The sequence below is a fragment of the Azospirillum sp. B2RO_4 genome (assembly GCF_051124815.1).
Lineage (GTDB): Bacteria > Pseudomonadota > Alphaproteobacteria > Azospirillales > Azospirillaceae > Azospirillum.
The window spans coordinates 1,864,121-1,888,512 of the sequence record NZ_CP118485.1 but is presented as its reverse complement, the minus strand read 5'-3'; the positions used below and the strand labels follow the sequence as shown (position 1 = coordinate 1,888,512).

Genomic DNA, 24,392 nt, shown 5'->3' with positions numbered 1-24,392 from the left:
TCACCTGCGCCGGAAAATTTTTCAGTCGCGGCAGAAATTTTTCGGAAGGGCGTGGAATGAACGGAAGCGGAGCCGCGTTCATCTAAGCACGATCCCGCACCGAGGATCGCTCACCGAAATGGAGAAACCAAATGTCCGGCACCGTCTTCGGGTCGCGTATCCGCTCGTCCGTTTCGACCTTTGCGTTCGTCGCCCTGATGGCGACGGCCCCCGTGCTGAGCGCGGGTGCGGCAACGGTCGCGCCGGCCGCTCCGGCAACGCCGGCCCCCGCCGCGACGACCGACTCCACCACGACGACCCCCGCTCCGGCTGTGAAGGCCGAGCAGAAGGCCGTCACCAAGAGCGAGGCCACCAAGACCGAAGCCACCAAGACCGAAGCTACCAAGCACGAGGCAGGCAAGACCAAGCATGAGCAGGTCGCGGCCACTCCGAAGGCCGAGGTGACCAAGACCCAGGCCGATGCCGTCGCCAAGGAACTGGGCGCCAAGCCGACCGAGCAACTGACGGTCCAACTCGGCAAGTATCACGAGCAGATGCTGGCCGCCCACGCGCTGAAGGACAGCGCCGCCCGCGACAAGGCGGTGGCCGAGGCCCGGCAGCAGCTCGCCACCATCGGCGGCAAGCCGGTGACCGCCGAGCAGGCCGCGAAGATCGACAACATCCTGGGGGTTAAGACCTCGACGACCATCCAGTAAGGGCTCGGCAAGACGGCCAGCCCCCCGCCAACGCCGGCCGGCGGGGGGCTGCCGGCTTCACCTCATTTTGCCCGCCCAAGGTTCCGGTCCGGGGACCGCCTCTGTTGAGATGCGGCGGCGATGGCGATAGAACGTCGTCCAAGCGAACCGCCCCACTCGACAGCAGCGCCGGGACCCGATCCATGCCGAACGACCGCCTTGTCATCCGCCGTCCCGACGACTGGCATGTCCATCTGCGCGACGGCGCCATGCTGAAGGCTGTTCTGCCCTTCACCGCCCGTCAGTTCGGCCGCGCCATCGTCATGCCGAACCTGAAGCCGCCGGTGGCGACGGCCGCCGATGCCGTGGCCTATCGCGAGCGCATCCTGGCGGCCCTGCCGGACGGCGTGGATTTCACGCCGCTGATGACCGCCTATCTGACCGACGGCACCGACGCCGACGATCTGGCCCAGGGCTTCACGGACGGGGTGTTCGCGGCTGCCAAGCTCTATCCCGCCAACGCGACCACCAACAGCGCCCATGGCGTCACCGACATCGCCCGCATCGCTCCGGTGCTGGAGCGGATGGCGGAGATCGGCATGCCGCTGCTGATCCATGGCGAGGTGACCGACCAGTCGGTCGACATCTTCGACCGAGAGGCGGTGTTCATCGACACCATCCTGGCCCCGCTGCTGGAGCGCCATAAGAGCCTGCGCGTTGTGCTGGAGCATGTGACGACGGCCGACGCGGTGCAGTTCGTGCGGGCGCATGCCGCCAGCGGCCGGATCGGCGCCACCATCACCGCGCACCATCTGCTGATCAACCGCAGCCACATCTTCCAGGGCGGCATCCGCCCGCACCTCTACTGCCTGCCGATCGCCAAGCGCGAGACCCACCGGGTGGCGCTGGTCGAGGCGGCGATCTCCGGCGAGGGGCCGTTCTTCCTGGGCACCGACACGGCCCCGCACACGGTGACCGCCAAGGAAGCCGCCTGCGGCTGCGCCGGTTGCTTCACCGCCGCCAACGCGCTGGAGCTTTACGCCGAGGCCTTCGACGAGGCCGGTGCGCTCGACAGGCTGGAGGCCTTCGCCAGCATCAACGGTCCGCGTTTCTACAACATGCCGGTCAGCGAGGAGCGCGTGGCGCTGGAACGCCGCCCATCGGTCGCCCCCGACCTGATTCTGGTCAGCGAGGGCGACGCCGTCCTGCCTTTCCGCAGCGGCGAGTCCCTGCGCTGGAGCTATACGGGCGCGGTGTGAGGCGAAGAGGGCCGCGCCCGCTGAGGCGCGGCCTTTTCGGTCAGAACAGCGTTCCCTGCACCGGCACCACTCGCGGCTTGCGCGGCGCCGGCTTCTTCTCCGGCTTTGCCTCCGTCGGGGTTGCGGGTGCCGCCTCCGTCTTGGGCGCGCCGCCGTCGATGGTTGCTGCAACTTTGGCATCATCGGCGAAGACGATGTTGACGGCCAGACCGGGCGTCGCCTGATCGGCGCGGGTCACCGGGCGGCCGTCGCGGTCCTCGACCAGGGCGAAGCCGCGGGCCAGCACGCCCTTGTAGCTGTAACTTTCCAGCAGTTGGCCGAGCGACGCCAGCGTCGCCGCCTTGTCGGCAACCCCCTTGGCATAGCTGCGGTCGAGGCGCGGCGTCAGGTCGGCGACGCGGCGCTCTCCATCCGCCAGCTTCACCCGCGCCGGGGTCAGCGACAGCCGGCCGGCGACACGGTCGAAGCGTCCGCCGGCTGTAGTCACCGCATGGCGCAGGGCCGAGTCGAGCGCGCGGCTCTCCGACGCCAGCTTCTGGTCGGCCTGGGCGAGCTTCTCGCGCGGGTGGCGCAGCTTGGCGGCCAACTCGCCGACACGGGTGCGGCGGCGTTCCAGCAGGGCCGAGGCGGCAAGGTTCAACCGTTCGGCGCGGTCGTCCAGCCGCTGGGCATGGCCCTCCAGCAGGGCGCGGGGATCGCCCAGGCCGCGGGCCAGCCCCTCCACCCGGTTGCGGCGATCCGCCACCGCGCGCGACGCGCTGGCGAGCAGGCGGCGCTCGTCGTCCAGGATCTGGGCCAGCAATTCGCCACGCACCGGGACTGCCATTTCGGCGGCGGCGGTCGGGGTGGGGGCGCGCAGGTCGGACGCGAAGTCGATGAGGGTGGTGTCGGTCTCGTGTCCGACGGCGGAGATCAGCGGGATGGCGCTGACCGCCGCGGCGCGGACGACATTTTCCTCGTTGAAGGCCATCAGGTCTTCAAGCGAGCCGCCGCCGCGCGCGACGATGATCAGGTCCGGGCGGGGCACCCGCCCACCGGGCTGTATGCGGTTGAAGCCTTCGATGGCCGCCGTCACCTCGGCCGCCGCGCGCTCGCCCTGGACCGCGACCGGCCACAGCAGGACATGGCGGGGGAAGCGGTCGTTCAACCGGTGCAGGATGTCGCGGATCACCGCCCCGGTGGGAGAGGTGACGACGCCGATCACGTCGGGCAGGAAGGGGATGCGCTTCTTGCGGGCGGGGTCGAACAGACCCTCCGCCGCCAGCCGGCGCTTGCGCTCCTCCAGCATTTTCAGCAGCGCGCCTTCGCCGGCCAGTTCCATCGACTCGACGATCAGCTGGTATTGCGAGCGGCCGGGGTAGGTGGTCATGCGGCCGGTGACGATGACCTCCAGCCCTTCCTCCGGTCGGATCGCCAGCTTCGCCATGGTGCCGCGCCAGCACACCGCCTCGATCACCGCGGTGTCGTCCTTGAGGCGCATGTAGCAGTGACCGGAGCTGTGCTTCTTCGGCTGGCTGATCTCGCCGCGGACGCGGACGAAGCCGAATTCCTCCTCGATGCTGCGCTTCAGCCGGCGGGCGAGGTCGCCGACGGTGAATTCCGGAAGGTTGGAGCCGGGGCGCGGTTCCGGGGCGATCAGCGGTGCGGAGCTTTGGGGTGCGTTGTCGGACGTCATGGCGCTCTTGAGTTGGGGCGCCGCCATGATACAAGGCGCGCAGTTCGCAACAAGGCGGAAGGAGCGCCACCCCATGAAAGTCCTCGTCGTCGGATCGGGCGGTCGTGAGCACGCGCTCTGCTGGGCCATTTCCAATTCGCCGCTGTGCGACGCGCTCTATTGCGCGCCAGGCAATGCCGGCATCGCCGATGTCGCCACGCTGGTTCCCATCGGGTCGGAAGATGTGGATGGGCTGGTGCGCTTCGTCCAGGACAACGCCATCGACTTCGTCGTCGTCGGGCCGGAAGGCCCGCTGGTGCTGGGTCTGGTGGACAGGCTGACGGCGCTGGGCGTCAAGGCCTTCGGCCCGAGCGCGGCGGCGGCGGAGCTTGAGGGCTCCAAGGGCTTCATGAAGGACATCCTGGCGAAATACGGGGTGCCCACCGCCTTCTACGAGCGCTTCAAGGATCCGGAAGCCGCCAAGGCCTATGTCCGCAAGCATGGCGCGCCCATCGTGGTGAAGGCCGACGGGCTCGCCGCCGGCAAGGGAGTCACCGTCGCCCGCACCGAGCAGGAAGCCTTCGAGGCCATCGACGACGCGCTGGTCGGCGGCCGTTTCGGCGCTGCCGGTGCCGAGGTGGTGGTGGAGGAGTTCCTGGACGGCGAGGAGGTCAGCTTCTTCGCGCTGTGCGACGGCGAGAACGCGCTGCCGCTGGCGTCCGCCCAGGACCACAAGGCGGTCGGCGACGGCGACACCGGCCCCAACACCGGCGGCATGGGCGCCTATTCCCCGGCCCCGGTGCTGACCGCCGACCTGCAGGACCGCGTGATGCGCGAGATCATCCTGCCGACGGTCAAGGGCATGGCGGCGGAAGGCAAGCCCTTCAAGGGCGTGCTGTTCGCCGGCCTGATGATCATGCGGACGCCGGACGGCCCGGTGCCGAAAACGCTGGAGTTCAACGTCCGCTTCGGCGATCCCGAATGCCAGACGCTGATGATGCGGCTGAAGTCCGATGCGCTGGCGGCGCTGGTCGCGGCGGCCGACGGCGTGCTGGACAGCATCGACCTGCGCTGGCACGACCAGACCGCGCTGTGCGTGGTGATGGCGGCCAACGGCTATCCTGGCGATTACGCCAAGAACACCGAGATCCGCGGGCTGGACAAGGCCGGCGCCGTGGAGAACGTGACCGTCTTCCACGCCGGCACCAAGCGTGCCGAGGATGGCCGGGTTCTGTCGGTCGGCGGCCGGGTGCTCGGCGTCACCGCGCTGGCGCCGACGGTGGCGGAAGCGCAGGCGGCGGCCTACAAGGCGGTGGATGCGTTGGATTGGCCGGACGGCTTCTGCCGCCGCGACATCGGCTGGCGGGCGGTGGGACGGTAAGGGAAGGATCTACAAAAATAGCCATGAAAGGGCTATTTTGGAGCTTGCTTCCAACAGATGCCGTTTGCCCGGTATGGACACCGCTCCGCAGACCCGCGCGGCCATCGCCGCATTCCGCCAGGGGGCTGAAGCCGTCTTCGGCTCCCGTCTGGATCGAATCCTGTTATTCGGATCGCGGGCTCGCGACGACTATACCGACGAGTCCGATATCGATCTGGCCGTGATCCTGAAGGACGAACCGGCGGATCCGCTGGAGGAGGTGGATCGGGTCATGGACATCGCCTTCGTGCCGACCATGGAAGCGGGTCGCATCGTCCAGCCTTTCGTCTGGTCGGCGCGGACCTTGCGCACCTCCCAGCATCCTCTGATCAGGACGGTTCGGGAGCAGGGAGTGCCGGTGTGACCGGAACCATCGATCCATTGGCACGGTTGGGGCGGGCCGAGGAGGCTCTTAACGCTGCAAAGCTTCTTTATTCCGGTGGATTTCCTCGTGACTGCGTCAATCGTGCGCATCTGGCGATGGAACTGGCGGCGCTGGCAATCCTGACCCGTTACGGATTCGGCTCGAAGTCGCACCGTGGGGTACAGGCGCTTTTTTTCGAACATATTGCGAAGCCCGGCCTGATGCCGATGGACCATGCCCAGGCACTGGCGGCGGCATTGCGCGACCGTCTGCTGACCGATTACGAGGAACCTGCGGCGGACGTGACGCGCGAGCGTGCGGCCAAGCATCTTGCCAACGCCGAACGTTTTCTGTCCGAGGTGCGCTCCCTCCTGACCGCCGCGTCCTGATTGGTCAGGAGACAATCAGGTTCAACCGAGATCGGGGGCGCATCGCTGCGCCCCTTTTCCATGTCCGTACTTACGCCCGCAGACGCTCCGATGCGGACGCGATGTTCTGCGACACCACTTCGATGTCGCGGACCACGCGGGTGACGCTGTGGGCGATCTCCTTGGTCGCCGATTCCTGCTGCGACACGGCGGCGGCGATGGTGGTGGAGATTTGCTGGACGTCGGTGACGATGGCGCCGATGCGGCGGATGGCGTCCACTGCGTGCAGAGCTTCCTGCTGGACAGAGGCGATCTGCGCGGCGATGTCGTCGGCGGCGCTGCCGCTCTGCTGGGCCAGCGATTTCACCTCGTTCGCCACGACGGCGAAGCCGCGGCCGGCCTCTCCGGCACGGGCGGCTTCGATGGTCGCGTTCAGGGCCAGCAGGTTGGTCTGCGAGGCGATGCTGTTGATCAGCTTGGTGATGGCGCCGATGCGCTCGGCCGAGGTGACCAGGGCTTCCACCGCGGCGTTGGTGCGCGACGCCTCCTCCGACGCCTTCAGCGAGGCGCCCGACGCCTCGTTGGCGCGGTTGCTGATGTCGGAAATGGAGGCCGACAGTTCTTCCGTCGCGGCGGCGACGGTCTGGGCGTTGGCGGTAGCGCGGTCGGCGGCGGTGCCGACCTCGCGGTCCAGCGATTCGGCAAGGCCGGACACGGTGCGGCGGCGCTCGCCGTCCATCTCCACCTGCCGCAGCTCGGCCAGCTTCTCCGCATCGATGTCGATCAGCGATCCGCAGGCGCGCAGCGCCACGCCGTTGTTGTCGCGGGCGACGCCGCCGATGGCGCGGAACCAGCGATGGCTGCCGTCCTTCACCTTCAGGCGGTAATCGACATCGTAGCCGGTGCGACCGCTGCGGTCGTTCAGGCAGGCCATGAAGGCGTCGAAGGTGCGTCCGGCATCGTCCGGATGCAGCCGGTCGGCCCAGGAGCCGACGACGTTGGGGAAACCGACGGTGTCGTCGCGGTCGAAGCCGACGAGACGGCGGAATTCCGGCGACCAGTGCCAGCGGCTCTGCGCATGCATCGGATCGCCATTGTGGAAGACCGCATCCCAAAGCCCGACGCCGGCATGGCGGTCGAGCAGCTTGGCCCGCTCCAGTTCATTGCGCTCGGCATCGATGTCGATCAGCGAGCCGCAGGCACGCAGGGCCAGTCCGCTGCTGTCGCGGGCGACGCCGCCGATGGCGCGGAACCAGCGATAGCTGCCGTCCTTCACCTTCAACCGGTAATTCACGTCATAGCCGGTGCGGCCGCTGCGGTCGTTCAGGCAGGCCATGAAGGCGTCGAAGGTCCGTTTGGCGTCATCCGGATGCAGTCGGTCGGCCCAGGAACCGACGACGTTCGGGAAACCAACGGTGTCGTCATGGCCGAATCCGACGAGACGGCGGAATTCCGGCGACCAGTGCCAACGGCTTTGCGCATGCATCGGATCGCCGTTGTGGATCACCGCGTCCCACAGCCCGACACCCGCATGGCGCCCCAGCAGGGCCAGCTCTTCGGCGGCCTGATTGTCCTGTGGCTTGCGGAACGACAACATCTGCGACTCCTGATGGCTTAAAGCGGTCAGGGCATCATCGGCATATATTCGCTGAACAAACACTTAACAGACTAATCATTGTTCGCCTGCCAAATCTCCACGGTTGCTGGGGGATGGGGATTTACATCTATGCTCGCCACGAATGAATGCGCGGCAATGGTCGTCGAATTGAAAGAATTATATTTCCGGCCACTGGAGACAATATTGCGCGAGTCGCCCGCTCGGCCCCTGGGGAGGGCTCACCGCCGCTCCCTGAAGAAGCTCCGCAGCAGCGCTCCCGCCCGCGTCTCGCCGATGCCGCTGTAGACCTCCGGTGCGTGGTGGCAGGTCGGCTGCGTGAAGAAGCGCGGACCGTGATCGACGGCGCCGCCCTTGGGATCGTAGGCGCCGTAATAGACCCGCCGGATGCGGGCGAAGCTGATCGCCGCGGCACACAGCGCGCAAGGTTCCAGCGTCACATAGAGGTCGCAGCCGGGCAGGCGGGGCTGGCCACGGGCGGCGCAGGCTTCCCGGATCGCCAGCAGTTCGGCGTGGGCGGAGGGATCGCACAGCTCCTCCGTCCGGTTGCCGGCGGAGGCGAGGACGGAGCCCGTCGCGGGGTCGACGACGACGGCGCCGACCGGCACCTCGCCACGCGCGGCGGCGGCCTCGGCAGCGGCGAAGGCGAGGTCCATATAGCGGGGAGACGGCATGGCCGGGCAGGGTGCCAACCCCGTCGGGAGCGCGTCAACCGGATTCCGGTGTCCGGGCACTGGACTCGTGTTGCGGGCGGCGCGTCCAGGCCCTATGGTCCGGCCATGGACCGCTCCGATACCGCCAAGAAATCCAAATCCGCCACCCCTGCCGCCGGCTCCGCTGCCGCCGGCGGCGAACGCATCGCCAAGCGACTGGCGCGCGCCGGGCTCTGCTCGCGCCGCGACGCCGAACGCTGGATCGCCGAGGGCCGCGTCGCGGTCAACAGCCGTGTGCTCGACAGCCCGGCCTGCGTGGTCCGCTCCGGCGACATCGTGCAGGTCGACGGCAAGGTCATTCCGGAGCCGGAGCCGGCCCGCCTGTGGCGCTATCACAAGCCGTCGGGGCTGGTCACCACCGCCCGTGACGAGAAGGGGCGCGAAACCGTCTTCGACCGCCTGCCGCCCGACCTGCCGCGCGTGGTCTCCATCGGCCGTCTCGACCTGACGACCGAGGGGCTGCTGCTGCTGACCAACGACGGCGAGCTGGCCCGCTTCCTGGAACTGCCGGCCACCGGCTGGACCCGCCGCTATCGCGTGCGCGTCTTCGGCGAGGTGGACGAGAAGCAGCTGGCGGCGCTGGAAAAGGGGCCGACCATCGAAGGCGTGAAGTACGGCCCGATCGAAGCCGTTCTTGACCGCATCCAGGGCCGCAACGCCTGGCTGACCGTCAGCCTGAAGGAAGGCAAGAACCGCGAGATCCGCAAGGTGATGGAGTCGCTGGGGCTCCAGGTGAACCGGCTGATCCGCGTCGCCTATGGTCCCTTCCAGCTCGGCAAGCTGGAGGAGGGCGCTGTGGAGGAAGTGCCGAAGCGCGTCGTCCGCGAACAGATAGCCCCCTTCTTCGGCACGCCCGAAGGGGCGGAGCCTGCCGAGTCCGGGACCAAGCAGCGCGCCAAGGCGAGAGCCGATGCGGCGGTGAAGGCCGCTCCGGCGAAGGCGGCGTCCGGCGGCCGTGCGACCGGCAAGACGGATGCGAGGGCGGATGCCAAGGCCGCTCCGAAACGCGCGCCGCGCTCCGCCACCAAGCGGCACGAGGCCGAAGCCGCCCGCACCGAGGAGGCCAAGCCGGCCCGGCGGGGCGCATCGACCCGGGGCACCCTGTCTCTCGGCGGCGGTGCGGCCGGTGCGCGGGGGGCGAAGTCTGGCGGGTTCAAGGCCGGAGCCGCGAAGCCGGATGGTTCCCGGTCGGAGGGAGCCCGGTCGGAGGGAACAAAGTCCCGCGACTCCAAGCCGAGGGACGGCAAGCCGACGGGGCCGAAGCCGACTGGTCCGAAGGGCGCCGGTCCGGCGCCGCGTGGTGGCGGGCCGAAGGCCGGCGGCAGCGGCGATAGGTCCGGTGGCGGTGCCGGCGGACGGACGGAGCGCCCGCGTGCGGATCGTCGGCGGTAAGCACCGCGGCCGCAGTCTTGTGGCGCCGGGCGGGCGCGATACCCGTCCCACCACCGACCGCACCCGGCAAGCCATCTTCAATATCCTGGCGCATGCCGACTGGGCGCCCGAGTTCGAGGGCGCCGCGGTCGTCGACGCCTTCTGCGGTACTGGCGCGCTGGGGCTGGAAGCCCTGTCGCGCGGGGCGTCCTGGTGCGGCTTCCTCGACATGGGACGCCCGGCGCTGGATGCCGTGCGCGCCAATGTCGATGCGCTGCGCGAGGCAGGCAACGCTCAAATCCTGCGCGCCGACGCCACCAAGCCACCTCCGGCGTCCCGTGCCTGCATGCTGGCCTTTCTCGACCCGCCCTATGGCCAGGGGCTGGCGCCGCGTGCGCTGGAGGGTTTGCTGCGCGCCGGCTGGCTGGCCGACGGCGCGCTCGCGGTGGTTGAGGTTGCCGATCGCGACCCCCTGCCTCTTCCCGACGGTTTCACGGCGGTCGATGAACGCCGCTACGGCGATACCCGTGTCGCCTTCCTGACGGTCCGCCACCCGGCCTGACCGCAGGGTCGGGCCCCGCAGCCCCATCCCCGGGATTGCCGGTCCGCTGTTTCAATCCCCTCGAGTTCCATTTTTTGCCGACCATGTCCATCGGCCGGTGGTGACGCATTCCTTGCGTTCCAAGGCCGCCATCCGTGTTTTTCCATCATGCGGAAAGACGAAACGGACTGTTGAGTTCCAAAACAATCCGAGCAAAAGATCATGTGTCGCCGATGCGGTTCCTTATGGAAACGGCGGCATCTACCTATCTCCTAAGACTGCACACCCTCGTTCGAGGGGGCCGTGCAGGTACCGGCACGGCTTCTTTTTGCAGAACCTACGTCAAAGCGGGTGAACTGACACAAGAACCGGTGTGGACCGGGCATCCGGTGCGACACGAGTTGTAGCTTTTACTTGGTCTGTCTGTATGCCTACGGCGTCGATCCGTCCGTCGGTGTCTTTTTGTCCCCGGTTTTGGCATACCAGATTACATATCTGGCATTCCTAAATCGGGACAATCGAACTCCGAGCGATTGTCGGCATCCGCGCCGAGTTCCGGAAAGGAACCGTCAGCAAGAGCGGTCCGTCCGGGTCATTCCGCAATCGTGATTGGCGTGCCGGTCCCCGGGAGAGGGGCCGCGCCGCCGGCTCAGGCAAGTTAAACGGGAGGCACGATGGCTCAAATGAATTCACAACCGGCGGCATCGGCGCCGCCGGTGACCGATGCGGTCCGCTGGACGCAGATCGTCGTCGGCATCGTCTGCATGGTGGCGGCCGCCAACATCCAGTACGCCTGGACGCTGTTCGTCCCGGAAATCCAGGCGACCCATGGCTGGACGCGCGCGTCGATCCAGACCGCCTTCACCATCTTCGTCGTCGTGCAGACCTGGCTGACGCCGATCGAGGGCTATTTCATCGACAAATACGGCCCCCGCGTGATCGTCGCCGCGGGCGGCTTCTTCACCGGCCTGTCCTGGATCATCGACAGCTACGCCGGTTCGCTCGGCATGCTGTATGTCGGCTCGGCCATCGGCGGTATCGGCGTCGGTTGCGTCTACGCCACCTGCGTCAACAACGCGCTGAAGTGGTTTCCGGAAAAGCGCGGTCTGGCCGTGGGCCTGACGGCGGGCGGCTATGGCGCCGGCTCGGCGCTGACCATCCTGCCGATCTCGGCGATGATCCACAGCAGCGGCTATCAGACCACCTTCTTCTGGTTCGGCCTGCTGCAGGGCGCCATCATCATCGCCGCCTCGCTGTTCCTGCGCATGCCGCAGAAGGAGCAGGTCAAGGCCTCCACGAAGGTCGCCCAGACCCGCCGCGACTACACGCTGGGCGAAGCGATCCGCACCCCGGTGTTCTGGGTGATGTGGGCGATGTTCATCGGCACCGTCACCGGCGGCCTGATGGCGGTGGCCCAGCTGGGCGTCATCGCCCACGATCTGGGCGTGAAGGAAACGCCGGTCAGCGTGCTCGGCATCACCATGGCGGCTCTGCCCTTCGCCCTGATGCTGGACCGCGTGATGAACGGCATCTCGCGTCCGCTGTTCGGCTTCATTTCGGATCACATCGGCCGTGAGGCGACCATGTTCGTCGCCTTCACGCTGGAGGGCGTCGGCATCATCATGCTGAGCCGTTTCGGCCACGACCCGATGATGTTCCTGATCCTCAGCGGCATGGTCTTCCTGGCCTGGGGCGAAGTCTACAGCCTGTTCAGCGCCACTTCGGCCGACACCTTCGGCACCAAGCATGCCGGCAAGATCTACGGCGTCCTGTACTGCGCCAAGGGTGTCGCCGCCCTGCTGGTCCCGATGGGCAACCTGCTGATGGAAGCCACCGGCACCTGGGCGACCGTGCTGTACGTCACCGCCACCATGGACCTGACCGCGGCGGCCTGTGCGCTGCTGGTTCTGAAGCCGATGCTGGCCCGCCACCATGCCCGCAACGCGGAACTGGCGCGCCGTGCCGAGCAGGGTGAGACCGGACCTTCCGTCCCGGTCGGGGCCGCCGCCGGCACCGCCAACGGGTAAGGGAACAGCCGGGGGGCTGGTTCAGGGAACCGGCTGACGGAAATGGGTCGGGGATGCGCAAAGCACCCCGGCCCATTCCGTCATTCGATCCAGAAGGGACGATCCTTCGCCTTGTCCGATTTCGGGTCGCTCTGAGAGGCCTGCTGAAACCGTTCGGACGAGAACAGGATGCCCGGCTCTTCCTCCGCCTCATCCTTCTCGGGCTCGATCACGGTGAAGCCGCCGCGTCCGCTGGCCATATAGACGGCGTGGCCGATCATGCCGGTCAGCGCGAGGAACAGAAGGGCCTGGGTCTCGATCATGGTGAAAACGTCCTTATCGGAGAGGGGAGGGCGTCGACAGGAACAACAGCGCATGACCGCAAACGGCATCCCCCGCGGACGGTGATCGCCCACGGTGACGGCCGAGCCATGCTGTGCTGCAACATAAGCAAACTGGCATGCCATCGCAAAAAGTTTTGCATGCCAGATGCCCGATGCCTGACCTGCAACTTTGCCGCAGGGAGTCTTTCCGCCAAGGACCGGTCCTCCCCGCAACCAAACCGCCCCTGCCGCTGTTGCCCGCCTGTCGGCCCCGCTTTCAGGGCCGGGGATCGGCAAAAGGGATGGAGCGGCCATGATCCGGGACCTTTGGTACAAGAACGCGGTCATCTACAATCTGTCGCTGTCGACCTTCATGGACGCCAACGCCGACGGCATCGGCGATTTCCAGGGGCTGCTGCGCCGGTTGGATTACCTGCAGGGGCTTGGCGTGACCTGCCTGTGGCTGGGGCCGTTCCAGACCTCGCCGATGAAGGACGGCGGGTACGACGTCGCCGATTACTACAACGTCGATCCGCGCTATGGCACGCTGGGCGACTTCGTGGAGTTCACCCACGCCTGCGAGCAGCGCGGCATCCGGGTGATCATCGATCTGGTCATCAACCACACCTCCGACCAGCATCCCTGGTTCCAGCAGGCCCGCAGCGATCCCGACAGCAAATACCGCGACTGGTATGTCTGGTCCGACAAGAAGCCGGAGAATGCCGACCAGGGGTTGGTCTTTCCCGGCGTGCAGAAATCGACCTGGACCTATGACCGCGAAGCGAAGGCCTGGTATTTCCACCGCTTCTACAAGTTCCAGCCCGACCTGAACACCTCGCACCCGGAGGTGCATGCCGAACTGCTGAAGATCATGGGCTTCTGGATTCAGCTGGGCGTCGCCGGCTTCCGGATGGATGCCGTGCCCTTCATCATCGCGGAGAAGGGGGCGGACATCACCAAGCCGAAAGAGCAGTTCGGCATGCTGCGCAGTTTCCGCGAATTCGTGCAGTGGCGGCGCGGCGACGCCGTGCTGCTGGCGGAGGCCAACATCCTGCCGGAGGACGACCTGGAATATTTCGGCGAAGACGGCGACCGCTGCCACATGATGTTCAATTTCCAGGTCAACCAGCACCTGTTCTATGCGCTGGCCACTGCCGACACCGGGCCGCTGGCCAAGGCGCTGGAGATCACCAAGCCGCGCCCGGCCACCGCGCAATGGGGCAGCTTTCTGCGCAATCACGACGAACTCGACCTGGGCCGGCTGACCGACGAGCAGCGTCAGGCGGTGTTCGCCGCCTTTGGGCCCGAGAAATCCATGCAGCTCTATGACCGCGGCATCCGGCGGCGGCTGGCGCCGATGCTGCACGACGACCGGCGGCGGATCGAGCTGGCCTACAGCCTGATGTTCACCCTGCCGGGGACGCCGGTCATCCGTTACGGCGACGAGATCGGCATGGGCGACGACCTGTCCCTGTCCGAGCGCGAGTGCGCGCGCACGCCGATGCAATGGTCGGACGAGCCGCATGGCGGCTTCACCAAGTCCGACGAACCGGAAAGCCCGGTCATCAGCGGCGGCGTCTTCGGGTTCGAGCGGATCAACGCTGCGATCCAGCGCCGCGATCCCGAATCGCTGCTGAACTGGACCGAGCGCATCATCCGCATGCGCAAGGAGTGCCCGGAGATCGGCTGGGGCGACTTCCGGCTGCTGAAGACTGGCCGTAAGGAGGTGCTGGCTCTGCGCTATGACTGGCGCAACAACGGCGTGGTGGTTTTGCACAACCTGTCGGACCAACCGTGCGAGATCGTGCTGGACGTCGACGGGCACGGCGAATCCTGCCGGCTGGTCAACCTGCTGTCGGAGGACCACAGCGAACCCGACGAAGAAGGCCGTCACCGATTGGTAATGGAGGCCTATGGCTATCGCTGGTTCCGGGTCGGCGGGCTGGATTACCTGCTGCGCCGGACGGAGGCGGACAGGAAGCCCGGCGACGACGTTTAGGCGACATCCAGCCGGGCCGGCCCATCCGCATCGTTGCGGTCATAGGCGGCGCGGGCCTCCAGCATCTGTGCGATGTGGGTTTCGGCCCACACGCGCAGCGGCACCAGCGTTTCGGCTAGCGTCGCGCCCAGCGGCGTGATGGAATATTCGACGGTGACCGGCACGGTGGCGAAGACCTTGCGGCTGACCAGCCCGTCACGCTCCAGGCTTTTCAGGGTCTGCGACAGCATCTTCTGCGAGATGCCCTCGATCTCGCGGCGCAGCCGGTTGAAGCGCATCGGCCCGCCTTCCAGCAGTCCCAGGATCAGCACCGTCCATTTGTCGGCGATGCGGTCCAACGCCTGCCGCGTCGGGCAGGCGGAGGCATAGGCGTCCGGGAGTCCATCCACCTCCGACGGCCGCTTGCCGCCGAGCCCCAGCAGGCTGTTGTCCATCCGCATTCACTCCCAAGAGGTCGGCCCGGGCGGTTACGCCCAGCGGTTACACACGGGTGACCATGTCACGAAAAGGTGCCTTCTTTACACCAGATTTCTAAACGGCCATCAAGTCACCATTGGAAACCTAGTGGAAGACCACCTGCCATGAAGATCGCCATCATCGGCGCCGCCGGCCGCGCCGGCAGCCGCATCCAGGCCGAACTGCTCCGTCGCGGCCACAGCGTGACCGCCATCGTCCGCGATCCCTCCAAGGTCGTCGCCGCCCCCGGCCTGACGGTAAAGGCCGGCGACGCCAACGACGCCGGGACGCTTGCCCCGCTGCTGGCCGGCCATGACGCGGTGGTCAGCGCGGTGATGTTCCTGATGGGCGATGCCGACAGCCTGATCGGCGCGGTGAAACGGTCCGGCGTGCCGCGTTATCTGGTGGTCGGCGGCGCCGGCAGCCTGGAGGTGGCGCCGGGCGTGCGCGTGCTCGACCTGCCGGAATTCCCCGAGATCTACAAGGCCGAGGCCACCAAAGGCGCCGAGTTCCTCGACCGCCTGAAGGCCGAGCCCGACCTGAACTGGACCTTCCTGTCGCCGTCCGCCGAGTTCGTGCTGGGCGAGCGCACGGGCAAGTTCCGGCTGGGCGAGGACGCACTATTGGCGGATGAGACTGGCCGTAGCTGGATTTCTTACGAAGACTTCGCCGTGGCGCTGGCCGACGAGATTGAAATGCCGAATCACGAGCGCAAGCGGTTCACAGTTGGGTACTGAGGGGAGGCGTCAGAGGCGGAGCGACAGAAGGGGCGCCAGTTTGGCAAGGACCTGCTGGAGCACCGCCTCGGGCACCGAGCCGGCCGGGTCGAGTTGGCGTACGCGGCGGTCGAGGCTCTTCACCTGATCCGCCAGCACGACCCCGCCGACCGGCAGCCCTGGCGGCAGCGCGACTTCGAACGGGTAGCCCTTCACCTTGCTGGTGATCGGGCAGACCACGACGAAGGGCGTGCGATTGTGATAGGCGCGGGGCGACAGCACCAATCCGGGCCGTCGCCCCGCCTGTTCATGCCCTGCCTGCGGCGTGAAGTCGATCCACACCAGATCGCCGCGATCCGGCAGCATTACAGCAGTTCCTGCCCACGCGGCCCATCGTCGAAGGACTCGTCCGGCAGATTGTCCGCCGTGATGCCTGCGAGCAGATCGTCCAGGGCGTAGCGCGGCGTGGCCGGACGAATGACGATGCGTCCTTCCTCGACCTCTATTTCCACCGGCGTGCCTTCGGCGAAACCGGTCTGATCGGCAATCGGTCTCGGCAGGCGAAGGGCAAGGCTGTTGCCCCAACGAGCGACTTCGGTGCGCATGATGGGCTCCCACCGTAGATACGAGGAATATACATGACGTGGAGAAGAGGGTCGAGTGAACTCTGGGGGAAGCGCAGGCTTTTAGGCTTCTCAGTGGTCAGAATGTTGCAAGCGCGCATTATACTATTTATTGCGCTTCCCCCTTACCTCCGCCCAAACAGCCTCTCAATATCCGCCAGCTTCAACTCGACGTACGTCGGTCGCCCGTGGTTGCATTGCCCGCTGTGCGGAGTCGCTTCCATCTGGCGCAGCAGGGCGTTCATCTCGTCGACGCTCAGCGTGCGGCCGGCGCGGACGGAGCCGTGGCAGGCCATCGTCGCGCAGACCTCCTCCAGCCGCTCCTTCAGCGACAGGGCGTCGCCCAGTTCGGACAGTTCCTCGGCAAGGTCGCGGATCAGGTTCTTCACGTCCGACTGGCCGAGCAGGGCCGGCACCTCACGCACCATGACGCAGCCGTGGCCGAAGCCCTCGATCACCAGACCAAGTTCGGCCAGTTCGGCGCTGCGGGCCAGCAGGCGGTTGGCGGAGGGGTCGTCCAGCTCGATCAGTTCGGGGATCAGCAGGGCCTGGCGCTTCACCCCGCCTTCCAGCAGGGCGGTCTTCATCCGCTCATAGACCAGCCGTTCATGGGCGGCGTGCTGGTCGACGATGACGATGCCCTCGCGGGTCTGCGCCACGATGTAGGTGGTGTGGACCTGCGCCCGCGCCGCGCCCAGCGGGTGGCTGTCGGGCGGCGGCTCGGGCCTTTGCGCGGACGGGTCGGGGGTGCGGTATTCCGGCGGGCGGGCGCCGGGGGCGAAGCCGTTGCCGAAACCGCTGAGGCGGCCTTGCAGGGGCGGCAGGCCCGTCTGGGTCGGCGCCTGGAAGGCGGCGGAGCGCTCCGCCAGACCGCGCGGCACGGCGGCCGGCGTGTAGGACCCTCCCCAATTCCCGCCCGAACCGCCGCCGGAGCGGCCGTAGGGAAGGGGCGAGGGGGTGAAGCCGCTGTCGCTCTCGCCGGACTGTTCGGGCCGCAGGGCGCCCAGCGTGGCGAGGCCGACGGTGGTGGAGGCGCGGTGGCCGACCTCGGCGAGCGCGTGCTTCAGCGATCCTACGATCAGCCCGCGCACCAGACCCTGGTCGCGGAAGCGCACCTCGGCCTTGGCCGGGTGGACGTTCACGTCGACCTCCTGCGGGTCGATGTCGAGGAACAGCGCCAGCATCGGGTGGCGGTCGCGCGGCAGGAAATCGGCATAGGCGGCGCGCACGGCACCGACCATCAGCTTGTCGCGCACCGGGCGGCCGTTGACGAACAGGTGCTGGTGCTTGGCGGTCGGGCGGTGCAGGGTCGGCAGCCCGATCCAGCCGGCCAGCGACACGCCCTCGCGCTGCGCCATCACCGGGACGGCATTCTCCTGGAAATCGCGGCCCATCAGGGCGCCCAGCCGGGTCAGCCGGGCGTCCAGCAGGTCGCCTTGCGCCGCGCTCAACCGTAGGCCGCCGCGCCCGCCGTCGCTGAGCGTGAAGGCGACGCCGGGATGGGCCATCGCCAGCCGTTCCAGGCAATCGGCGATGTGGTCGTATTCGGTGCGCGACGCCTTCAGGAACTTCAGCCTGGCCGGAACGGCGGCGAACAGGTCGCGCACCTCGATCCGCGTGCCCTGGGCCAGCGCCGCCGGCTGCGGCGAGCCCTTGGCGCCGGCATCCACCGTCAGGCTCCAGGCGCTGTCGGCGCCGCGGGCGCGGCTGGTGATGGTCAGGCAGCTGACCGCGCCGATGGAGGGCAGCGCCTCTCCCCGGAAGCCGAGAGAGCGGATGTCGAGCAGGTCGTCGCCCGGCAGCTTTGAGGTGGCATGGCGTTCGACCGCCAGGACCAGTTCGTCGGCGGTCATGCCGCAGCCGTCGTCGGTGACGGCGATCAGCGATTTGCCGCCGTCGCGCGCCACCACGTCGATGCGGGTGGCGCCGGCATCGATGGCGTTCTCCACCAGCTCCTTGACGGCGGCGGCGGGACGTTCGACCACCTCGCCGGCGGCGATGCGGTTGACCAGTGTTTCGGGAAGCAGACGGATCGGCATGCCCATAGATATAGTGGCAGCCGACGCGCGGCACCACCATCTTCGGGCATGTTAGCGCGCTTAAAGACCCTTCAGCGCCTTCATGTACTCGACGAGCTTGCGTTCGTAGAAGGGTTGTGGCGACTGGTAGCGGGCGACGAGGCCGGCCTCTGCGGTCAGCTTCACCACCATTCCGATGCAGGACACGTCCACCGGATCGCCGCCGAGGTCGAACTGCAGGCGGAAGTCGAACTTCTGCTTGGCGATCAGGTCGCCGTCATAGGGACGGATGCGGAAGGAGCCGAGCACGAACTCCTCCGGCACATAGTCGTGGTGGTCGATCACGATTTTGGGCAGGGTGGACGGGCGCTCCTTACGCGGTTCCGCGGCGGCTTTCGTGCCGCCCGGTTCCTTGTTGCCTCCGGAGAATTTCGACAGCCAAGACATGAAGAGCGACGTCCCCTCGTTTCGAAGGCCTGAAACCGTGCCGACATATTCCGACAGTTTCGGCGCCATATCCTTTAACAACGGTTAATGACCTAAGCTTCGGTTACGGCACGGTAATTTCAGTATTCAGGATCCAAGCCGACGTTCCTGGCACGCGGCTTTCAGGGTTCCACCACCCTGCCGTCACGGCCGGGGCCGTGCTACGGTCGGTCCTCGCCTTGTCGCTGCCCCTTGGGGAAGGTCCGCCATGCCGCTGTTGCCGGTGATCCGCGATTTCGCCGCCGAGGCTTCGGACCCCCGCTGCTATGCGGCGCTGGACGGCGGGTGGTCGCTGGCGGTGGCCGACGTCACCGGCAGCACGCAACTGGCCGGGCAGGGCCGTCACCGAGACGTGAATTTCGTCGCTGCCGGGGTGGTCGCGGTGCTGTCCGACGCGGTGCGGGTCGGGCAGGAACCGGTAGCCTGCCAGTTCGGTGGCGACGGCGCCATCGCCGCGGTGCCGCCGGGGCGGGAGGATGCAGCGCGGGCTGCGCTCTCGGCACTCGCCCACTGGTCGGCGGCGGTGATGGATGTGCCGCTGCGCGTCGGGCTGGTGCCGGTGCGGGCGCTGCTCGACCAGGGGCTGGAGGTGATGGCCGCCCTGCACGACGTCGGCAACGGCAACAGCTTCGGGCTGTTCCTCGGCGCCGGGGTGGTGGCCGCCGACGCCTGGGTGAAGGAGGATGCGCGCTGGCGCCTGCCGCCGCAGGAAGGGCCGTTGCCGGGGCTGGAGTCGGTGTCCTGCCGCTGGAACCCGGTGCCGCCGCGGCACGGGACCGTTCTGTGCGTGATCGTCGATGCGGTCGATCCCGGCGCGGCCGGGCTGCTGGAACTGGCCCGCATCCAGCGCGCCATTGAAACCATCGTGCCCACCGCCGGCGCCGCGCCGTTGGGGCTTGGGGAGCGGCTGGAGGCGCGCTGGCCGCCGGACTGGCGCGCCCTGCTGATGGAAGCGCGCGGCGGCCGGGACGGCGCCCGCCTGGGAACGGGCATCCGGCGGGTGGGCAAGGCCCTGGCCGGGTCGGGGCTGCTGGTCCTGTTGCTGAAGCTGGGGCTGACGCTCGGCCGCTTCGATCCGCAGCGCTACCGCCGCCACATGGCGGAGCGTACCGATTTCCGCAAATCGGCGGGCGGGCCGCGGCTGGTGCTGGACGTGACGGAGGGGGAGGCGGACGCGATCGAAACTCTGCTGGCCCAGGCGGCCCAGGCCGGCTCGATCCGCTATGGCACCGCGCGGGCCGATGCCACCACCGTCACCTGTCTGGTCGGCGACGTGACGGCCGACCGCCATGTGCATTTCGTCGACGGCGCCGGACTGGGCTTCTGGCGGGCGTCGGTCATGCTGAAGGCGATGAAGGCGCGGGAAAAATCAGGGCGGGAAGGCGGGGCGGCGAAGGGGATGGAATCCGCCGCCCTGGGATGAGTTGGCGGAAAGCGGCGCAGGTGAAGGGATCAGAGCCGCCCGGCCACGCGCCGGCCGGCGTCGTCCGACGGCACGATCTCCGTCCCGACCGGCCAGAGCGCCAGCAGCGCGAGCTTCAGATGCGCCCAGGCGAAGGGCAGGCCGATGATGGTGATGGCAAGGCCGACCGCCGAGATCAGGTGGCCGAGCGCCAGCCACCAGCCGGCCAGCACGAACCAGACGATATTGCCGACGAAGCCCAAGGCACCGGTGCCCATGTCTTCGCGCCCGCGGAACTCATCCCGGCGTACAGCGGTTTGCCCAAAGGGGAGCAGGGTGTAATGGGCGATGGTCAGGGCGGACCGGGCCCAGGGCAGGCCGACGATGGACAACGCCATCAGAACCGCGGCCAGCAACCAGCCCAGCGCCATCCAGATGCCGCCCGTGAACAACCACAGCACATTGAGGAGAAGACTGAGCAGAGACATGACGAGAAACCCTCCCTTTCGCCGCAGATGTGGGGACGGTCGCACCGCGCGCCTAGAGGCGGGCCGTTCGGCTTCCGGCCTTTTGGACCTCGCTCCTTTGGAAGTTGGCCACCCCGAAGATGGGGCACCCCGTCCGGCGGCGCGAAAGAGGGGGTGGTGTATGCCATCCATGCCTTGAACCGTATCCGTTCGGTCCACAGATCCGGTACAGGCATCATGACGACGCATCCGGACGGGTCCTTCGTCGGCAGCATCGCCGGCGGGCCGCCCGTTTCCGGTTCACACGGATCGGAGGCCGCATGAACGAGGCTTTGAACACCGACTCCGGCGCCGATGCGCCGAATGTTCCGGGCGACGGCGAATCGCTCTCGCCGGTGGTCGCTGCCATCCTCGGCACCGCCGTCGCGGCGGCGGCCAAGCGCGGCGGCAATGGGGACGTGGTCCGCGGGCTGATCGCCGGTCTGCGCATCCTGCGGGCCACCGTCGAGGAAGAGGCCGGTTACACCATGGCCGCCGCGGTCGACAACGCCATCCGCACCCGCCTGCTGGCCGACAACCTGTCACGCCTGCGCGTGAGCGGGGAGAAGCCGCAGGCCATCCCGCTGCCGGATCCCGGACCGGGCGCCAGCGCCGCGGCCGCCATCTTCGAAAGCGCCGCGGAATCCTGCCTGACCGTCAACGCCCATGCCGAGGACAACGGGCCGTTGGAACATGCGGTCTTCGCCTTCACCGCACAGTTGCTGCAACAGCTGGGTGGTGCGCCGGAATGGCGCAGCCTGGCCGGCGAACTGCGCCGTCCGCTGGCGGTGATGCCGGATGGCGAGGGCGAGGAGGTGACCCTGCATTGACCGGCTGTCTTGCCGGCCGGCGGCCGGTGGTCGGCACAAGCCGGCAAGTCTTGGAATTTGCTTTGCTTTTGTCCTGTTTCGGCGGCGGCTGAAACCTTTTGCGGACAGGGCGGCTTTTGGGGCCCTGTTAAGGTTTCTGCCCGATTTATCGTACGGGACGATTTGGGTTCCGCTTCGTTAGGGTTGGCTTCGGCGATGGGACAGTCCCATCGCGGAATGCCAGCACCGGGGACCCCGACCGTGTTCTTTCACACCCAACCTTCCACCGTCCGCGCCGGACGGGCAGATACCGCCCGCTTCCCGGTGACCGGCTTGGCCGTGGACGGGGCCGTGAATGATGCCCTGGTCGGGGTGGGCGACCGCACGGCCGACCGTGCCGGCGATCCGTCGGGACGGCGGGTGATCTTCCTCCACCCCGGCAAGGGGGCGTGGTGGCGCCTGCTGGACCATGTGCCGACGGGCCAGGAATGGCTGACCGTGCCGGCGTCTGCCGGGGCGGCGATCCTCTCCCCTTTGCTGGTGGAGCGCGGCGGACGCCGGCCGGTGCTGGTGGCGGGGGCGGTGACGGCGCCGCTCGCCATCGCCGCGGCGCTGGATTACCCGGAGCGGGTCGGCGGCGTGATGATCGTCGACGATGTCGGGGCCGAATCGCCGATGCGCCGCCGTTGGAATGCGCTGGCCGCCCGTTTCGGTTGGGCGCTGCCGGCGGTGCTGTCCGGTGATCTGGGAGAGCTCGATTCCGAATTGCCGGCAGTCCGGGTGCCGGTGACCCTGATGCAGGGCAGTGACCCGGCCGGTCTCTTTACACGGCTGGAAGACGGGCTGACCGGTTGCCGGACCTTGACGGTCGTCGCGGTGCCCGACGCCGCCGCCGTCCGCCCGCGGACCCATGCGGCGGAACTGCGCGGCGCGCTGCTGGCGCTGGTCTCCGCGGTGGAGCGCGCTCAGCGGTAGAAGGCCAAAGCGGGCAGGAGGGGGCGGCGCGGCCGCCCTCCGTCACAAACTCTGGGCGGTGAGAGCGGCCTGGGTGCGGTTGCGGACGCCGAGATGCCGCAGGATCGCGGTGACGTGGACCTTCACCGTGCCTTCCGTCAGCCCCAGCTCATGGGCGATCTGCTTGTTGGATTTGCCGTCGCGCAGGCGGGCCAGAACGTCGCGCTGGCGTGGCGTCAGCTGGTCGCCGTTGCCGTTTCCCAGCGCGGTGGATTCGTCCGTCGCGTCGCCGGAGCCGTTTCCGCCATGGCCGGCATGCATCTGCTCGACGCGGTCGCCACCGCGGATCGCCTGTTCGGGAAGATAGATGCCGCCGGCAAGCACCAATTGAAGGGCACCCAGCAGAACCTTGGCGCTGGAGGATTTCGGGATATAGCCGGCGGCGCCGTTCTCGAGAGCCGCCAGAAGGTCGGAACGCTTCTCCGACCCCGAGACCACCACCAGAAGCGCTTTCGGCAGGCTGGCATGGATGTCGCCCAGCGCAGAGAATCCGGTCCAGCCGGGCATCCCGAGATCGAGCAGGATCAGGTCGAAGGGTCTGGTGCCATCGCAGAGCGCCCGCACCTCGTCATAGGTGCTGGCTTCGAAAAAGGTCATGTCGGCGTCGAATTGCGCCAGCAGCCGGCGCAGACCGTCTCGGAACAGCAGGTGATCGTCGGCGATCAGCACGTTCATCGCGGGCATTTCCAGAAGGTTGCGGCGATCCGACACCGGGATGGCGTCATCGGCCCGGACGTTCACATAGGAACGCCGGTTCTGACGCTGTAGTTCGCTTTTGGTCTTAGACCGCTTCCTCTATGCCCGTCCTACTTCCCTGGCCCCCTTTCCTTGTGGAGAGGCAGGGCCGCACCCCGAATGCAGGGCGCCGGAAACGGAAATGTGCCGCAAAAGGCAACGCTCCGCTCCGCCGACCGCCTGCCCCGGATGGATGGGGCGGGCGGCCTGGACGGAAGGCGGGCGAGACCTTTTGGCAGAGCGGTCGATATGGATCCGAAAGGGATCAGACGGTGGCGGCGACGCCGGTCTCGGCAGCCTGATCGCCGATGCCGTTGTTCAGCGCCCAGATGGCGGCCTGGGTGCGGTTGGAGGCGTTGATCTTGCGCAGCAGGCTCTTCAGGTGAACCTTCACGGTGGCTTCCGTGATGTTCAGGTGGTTGGCGATCATCTTGTTGCTGTTGCCGTTCAGCAGGCAGCGCAGGATCTGAACCTCGCGCTGCGACAGGCCTTTGCGGCGGGTCGGCAGTTCGGCGCCCATATCCTCGGTGCGGCCGTTGACCAGCAACTCGGCCAGATGGGTCGGGAACACCTTCTCGCCCATCATCACCAGCTTCAGCGACTGCATCAGCGCCTCGCAGGCGATGTCCTTCAGCAGATAGCCGCCGGCGCCGGCGCTCAGGGCGGCCGACAGGCGGCGGGTTTCCAAGTCGTTGGTCAGGATGACCACCTTGATCGACGGGTGGTTCTCACGCAGCGTGCGCATCGCATCGACTTCCTCATCGGCGCCGCTCGGCAGGTCGATCAGGATCAGGTCGGGGTTGGTGCCGGTGCCGAGCGCCGACAGGCCCTCGCGCAGGCTGCCGGCCTCGCCGACGACGTTGAAGGGCGTGCCCTCGAACAGGCGCTTCATGCCTTCACGGAAAAGCTTGTTGGCGTCGATGAGGAAAACGTTGATGGCATCCATGGTCTCAGCCCGCCTTTTGTTCCGTTCGGATCGATGTGGCGCCGATTGGCGCTTCGGAGGCATCCCCGACCTTCCGCTCCTGCGTCCGGCCCATTCCCCCTCAGGGTTCGGGGGTGCCTCGTTGTGATCCATAGATACCCCCGATTTGCGCCGCGCAAAATTTCGCTTAGGTAAATTTCGCGTCGAGCAATGGGCATATGCCGTAAGCCTGCATAAGACAAGATGCGGACATAAATTAGCTCGCATTGGTCAGGTGGAATAACTGTCTGTGACAGAAAAGGGGAAATCGTTAACCTGATGCCTGTGATTTCGTCGGGACACTGAACTACAGCGATAATGGACTATCATAGGCAATGGACTCCGAAGATCAGGAC

General features: G+C 67.5%; 25 protein-coding genes. 13 read left to right on the top strand and 12 right to left on the bottom strand.

All coding sequences use genetic code 11. The features are described 5' to 3' along the window. The first annotated feature begins 131 nt into the window (after nt 1-131). Both PWS46_RS08905 and pyrC read left to right on the top strand, forming a co-directional pair. A complete protein-coding gene (locus PWS46_RS08905; RefSeq protein WP_434613925.1) occupies nt 132-695 on the top strand; it encodes a hypothetical protein in 564 nt (187 codons plus the stop codon). Nucleotides 696-877: 182 nt separating this feature from the next. Further along, nucleotides 878-1,933 (top strand): dihydroorotase, encoded by a 1,056-nt coding sequence (pyrC, locus tag PWS46_RS08900; protein ID WP_434613922.1) that lies wholly within the window; start codon nt 878-880, stop codon nt 1,931-1,933. A gap of 40 nt (nt 1,934-1,973) precedes the next feature. On the opposite strand, the gene xseA is transcribed toward pyrC, so the two are convergent. After that, complete coding sequence (gene xseA / locus PWS46_RS08895; protein ID WP_434613919.1) at nt 1,974-3,608, bottom strand: exodeoxyribonuclease VII large subunit; 1,635 nt, start codon at nt 3,606-3,608, stop codon at nt 1,974-1,976. 73 nt (nt 3,609-3,681) lie between these two features. Here xseA and purD point away from each other — a divergent pair, with 73 nt between their 5' ends. From purD to PWS46_RS08880, 3 genes are all read left to right on the top strand, one after another. Next, on the top strand, nt 3,682-4,968 hold the full coding sequence (gene purD / locus PWS46_RS08890; RefSeq protein ID WP_434613917.1) for a phosphoribosylamine--glycine ligase: 1,287 nt from the start codon (nt 3,682-3,684) through the stop codon (nt 4,966-4,968). Between the two features lie 73 nt (nt 4,969-5,041). Beyond that, nucleotides 5,042-5,371: a nucleotidyltransferase domain-containing protein gene (locus tag PWS46_RS08885; protein WP_434613914.1), complete on the top strand. Its 330-nt coding sequence runs from the start codon at nt 5,042-5,044 to the stop codon at nt 5,369-5,371. Further along, the gene (locus PWS46_RS08880) at nt 5,368-5,760 is read left to right on the top strand and encodes a HEPN domain-containing protein (protein ID WP_434613911.1); all 393 of its coding nucleotides are present in this window, start codon (nt 5,368-5,370) and stop codon (nt 5,758-5,760) included. The genes PWS46_RS08885 and PWS46_RS08880 overlap by 4 nt, the downstream gene beginning before the upstream one ends. A gap of 70 nt (nt 5,761-5,830) precedes the next feature. Here PWS46_RS08880 and PWS46_RS08875 read toward each other — a convergent pair whose 3' ends face one another. Together PWS46_RS08875 and PWS46_RS08870 are read right to left on the bottom strand one after the other, a co-directional pair. Then, entirely contained in the window at nt 5,831-7,336 is a 1,506-nt protein-coding gene (locus PWS46_RS08875; protein WP_434613908.1) for a methyl-accepting chemotaxis protein, read from the bottom strand. Nucleotides 7,337-7,575: 239 nt separating this feature from the next. Continuing rightward, the gene (locus PWS46_RS08870; protein WP_434613905.1) at nt 7,576-8,028 is read right to left on the bottom strand and encodes a nucleoside deaminase; all 453 of its coding nucleotides are present in this window, start codon (nt 8,026-8,028) and stop codon (nt 7,576-7,578) included. Between the two features lie 105 nt (nt 8,029-8,133). Between PWS46_RS08870 and PWS46_RS08865 the strand changes: the two genes are divergently transcribed. The 3 genes from PWS46_RS08865 to oxlT all read left to right on the top strand — a co-directional run bounded on the left by PWS46_RS08865 (nt 8,134) and on the right by oxlT (nt 12,006). Next, the gene (locus tag PWS46_RS08865; RefSeq protein ID WP_434613902.1) at nt 8,134-9,459 is read left to right on the top strand and encodes a pseudouridine synthase; all 1,326 of its coding nucleotides are present in this window, start codon (nt 8,134-8,136) and stop codon (nt 9,457-9,459) included. Beyond that, nucleotides 9,440-10,000 carry a 16S rRNA (guanine(966)-N(2))-methyltransferase RsmD gene (gene rsmD, locus PWS46_RS08860; protein ID WP_434613899.1) on the top strand — a complete coding sequence of 187 codons (561 nt, stop codon included), beginning with the start codon at nt 9,440-9,442 and terminating at the stop codon, nt 9,998-10,000. Before PWS46_RS08865 ends, rsmD begins: the two co-directional genes overlap by 20 nt. Nucleotides 10,001-10,662: 662 nt before the next feature. After that, entirely contained in the window at nt 10,663-12,006 is a 1,344-nt protein-coding gene (gene oxlT, locus PWS46_RS08855) for an oxalate/formate MFS antiporter (RefSeq protein WP_434613896.1), read from the top strand. An 80-nt stretch (nt 12,007-12,086) separates the two neighbouring features. Here oxlT and PWS46_RS08850 read toward each other — a convergent pair whose 3' ends face one another. After that, entirely contained in the window at nt 12,087-12,308 is a 222-nt protein-coding gene (locus PWS46_RS08850; RefSeq protein ID WP_434613893.1) for a hypothetical protein, read from the bottom strand. 313 nt (nt 12,309-12,621) lie between these two features. On the opposite strand from PWS46_RS08850, the gene PWS46_RS08845 reads away from it, so the two are divergent. Then, nucleotides 12,622-14,307 carry an alpha-amylase family protein gene (locus PWS46_RS08845; protein ID WP_434613890.1) on the top strand — a complete coding sequence of 562 codons (1,686 nt, stop codon included), beginning with the start codon at nt 12,622-12,624 and terminating at the stop codon, nt 14,305-14,307. Here PWS46_RS08845 and PWS46_RS08840 read toward each other — a convergent pair. Then, the gene (locus tag PWS46_RS08840; protein ID WP_434613888.1) at nt 14,304-14,741 is read right to left on the bottom strand and encodes a winged helix-turn-helix transcriptional regulator; all 438 of its coding nucleotides are present in this window, start codon (nt 14,739-14,741) and stop codon (nt 14,304-14,306) included. The genes PWS46_RS08845 and PWS46_RS08840 overlap by 4 nt on opposite strands. A 147-nt stretch (nt 14,742-14,888) precedes the next feature. Here PWS46_RS08840 and PWS46_RS08835 point away from each other — a divergent pair, with 147 nt between their 5' ends. After that, nucleotides 14,889-15,500 carry an NAD(P)-dependent oxidoreductase gene (locus tag PWS46_RS08835; protein ID WP_434613885.1) on the top strand — a complete coding sequence of 204 codons (612 nt, stop codon included), beginning with the start codon at nt 14,889-14,891 and terminating at the stop codon, nt 15,498-15,500. A 9-nt stretch (nt 15,501-15,509) separates the two neighbouring features. Here PWS46_RS08835 and PWS46_RS08830 read toward each other — a convergent pair whose 3' ends face one another. From PWS46_RS08830 to PWS46_RS08815, 4 genes are all read right to left on the bottom strand, one after another. Next, complete coding sequence (locus PWS46_RS08830; RefSeq protein WP_434613882.1) at nt 15,510-15,845, bottom strand: type II toxin-antitoxin system PemK/MazF family toxin; 336 nt, start codon at nt 15,843-15,845, stop codon at nt 15,510-15,512. Beyond that, a complete protein-coding gene (locus PWS46_RS08825; RefSeq protein ID WP_434613879.1) occupies nt 15,845-16,084 on the bottom strand; it encodes an AbrB/MazE/SpoVT family DNA-binding domain-containing protein in 240 nt (79 codons plus the stop codon). Before PWS46_RS08825 ends, PWS46_RS08830 begins: the two co-directional genes overlap by 1 nt. Nucleotides 16,085-16,227: 143 nt before the next feature. Continuing rightward, on the bottom strand, nt 16,228-18,141 hold the full coding sequence (mutL, locus tag PWS46_RS08820) for a DNA mismatch repair endonuclease MutL (protein ID WP_434613876.1): 1,914 nt from the start codon (nt 18,139-18,141) through the stop codon (nt 16,228-16,230). Nucleotides 18,142-18,201: 60 nt separating this feature from the next. Then, the gene (locus PWS46_RS08815; RefSeq protein WP_434613873.1) at nt 18,202-18,567 is read right to left on the bottom strand and encodes a hypothetical protein; all 366 of its coding nucleotides are present in this window, start codon (nt 18,565-18,567) and stop codon (nt 18,202-18,204) included. 247 nt (nt 18,568-18,814) lie between these two features. On the opposite strand from PWS46_RS08815, the gene PWS46_RS08810 reads away from it, so the two are divergent. Further along, nucleotides 18,815-20,029 (top strand): DUF3095 family protein, encoded by a 1,215-nt coding sequence (locus tag PWS46_RS08810; protein ID WP_434613870.1) that lies wholly within the window; start codon nt 18,815-18,817, stop codon nt 20,027-20,029. A gap of 29 nt (nt 20,030-20,058) precedes the next feature. On the opposite strand, the gene PWS46_RS08805 is transcribed toward PWS46_RS08810, so the two are convergent. After that, nucleotides 20,059-20,496, bottom strand: coding sequence for a YccF domain-containing protein (locus PWS46_RS08805; RefSeq protein WP_434613867.1), 438 nt, complete (start codon nt 20,494-20,496; stop codon nt 20,059-20,061). 299 nt (nt 20,497-20,795) lie between these two features. Here PWS46_RS08805 and PWS46_RS08800 point away from each other — a divergent pair, with 299 nt between their 5' ends. Together PWS46_RS08800 and PWS46_RS08795 are read left to right on the top strand one after the other, a co-directional pair. Beyond that, nucleotides 20,796-21,344 (top strand): hypothetical protein, encoded by a 549-nt coding sequence (locus tag PWS46_RS08800; protein ID WP_434613860.1) that lies wholly within the window; start codon nt 20,796-20,798, stop codon nt 21,342-21,344. Nucleotides 21,345-21,584: 240 nt separating this feature from the next. Continuing rightward, nucleotides 21,585-22,298: an alpha/beta fold hydrolase gene (locus tag PWS46_RS08795; protein ID WP_434613857.1), complete on the top strand. Its 714-nt coding sequence runs from the start codon at nt 21,585-21,587 to the stop codon at nt 22,296-22,298. Between the two features lie 42 nt (nt 22,299-22,340). On the opposite strand, the gene PWS46_RS08790 is transcribed toward PWS46_RS08795, so the two are convergent. Further along, nucleotides 22,341-23,012 carry a LuxR C-terminal-related transcriptional regulator gene (locus tag PWS46_RS08790; RefSeq protein WP_434619952.1) on the bottom strand — a complete coding sequence of 224 codons (672 nt, stop codon included), beginning with the start codon at nt 23,010-23,012 and terminating at the stop codon, nt 22,341-22,343. 325 nt (nt 23,013-23,337) lie between these two features. Beyond that, a complete protein-coding gene (locus tag PWS46_RS08785; protein WP_434613854.1) occupies nt 23,338-24,018 on the bottom strand; it encodes a LuxR C-terminal-related transcriptional regulator in 681 nt (226 codons plus the stop codon). Between the last annotated feature and the right edge of the window lie 374 nt (nt 24,019-24,392).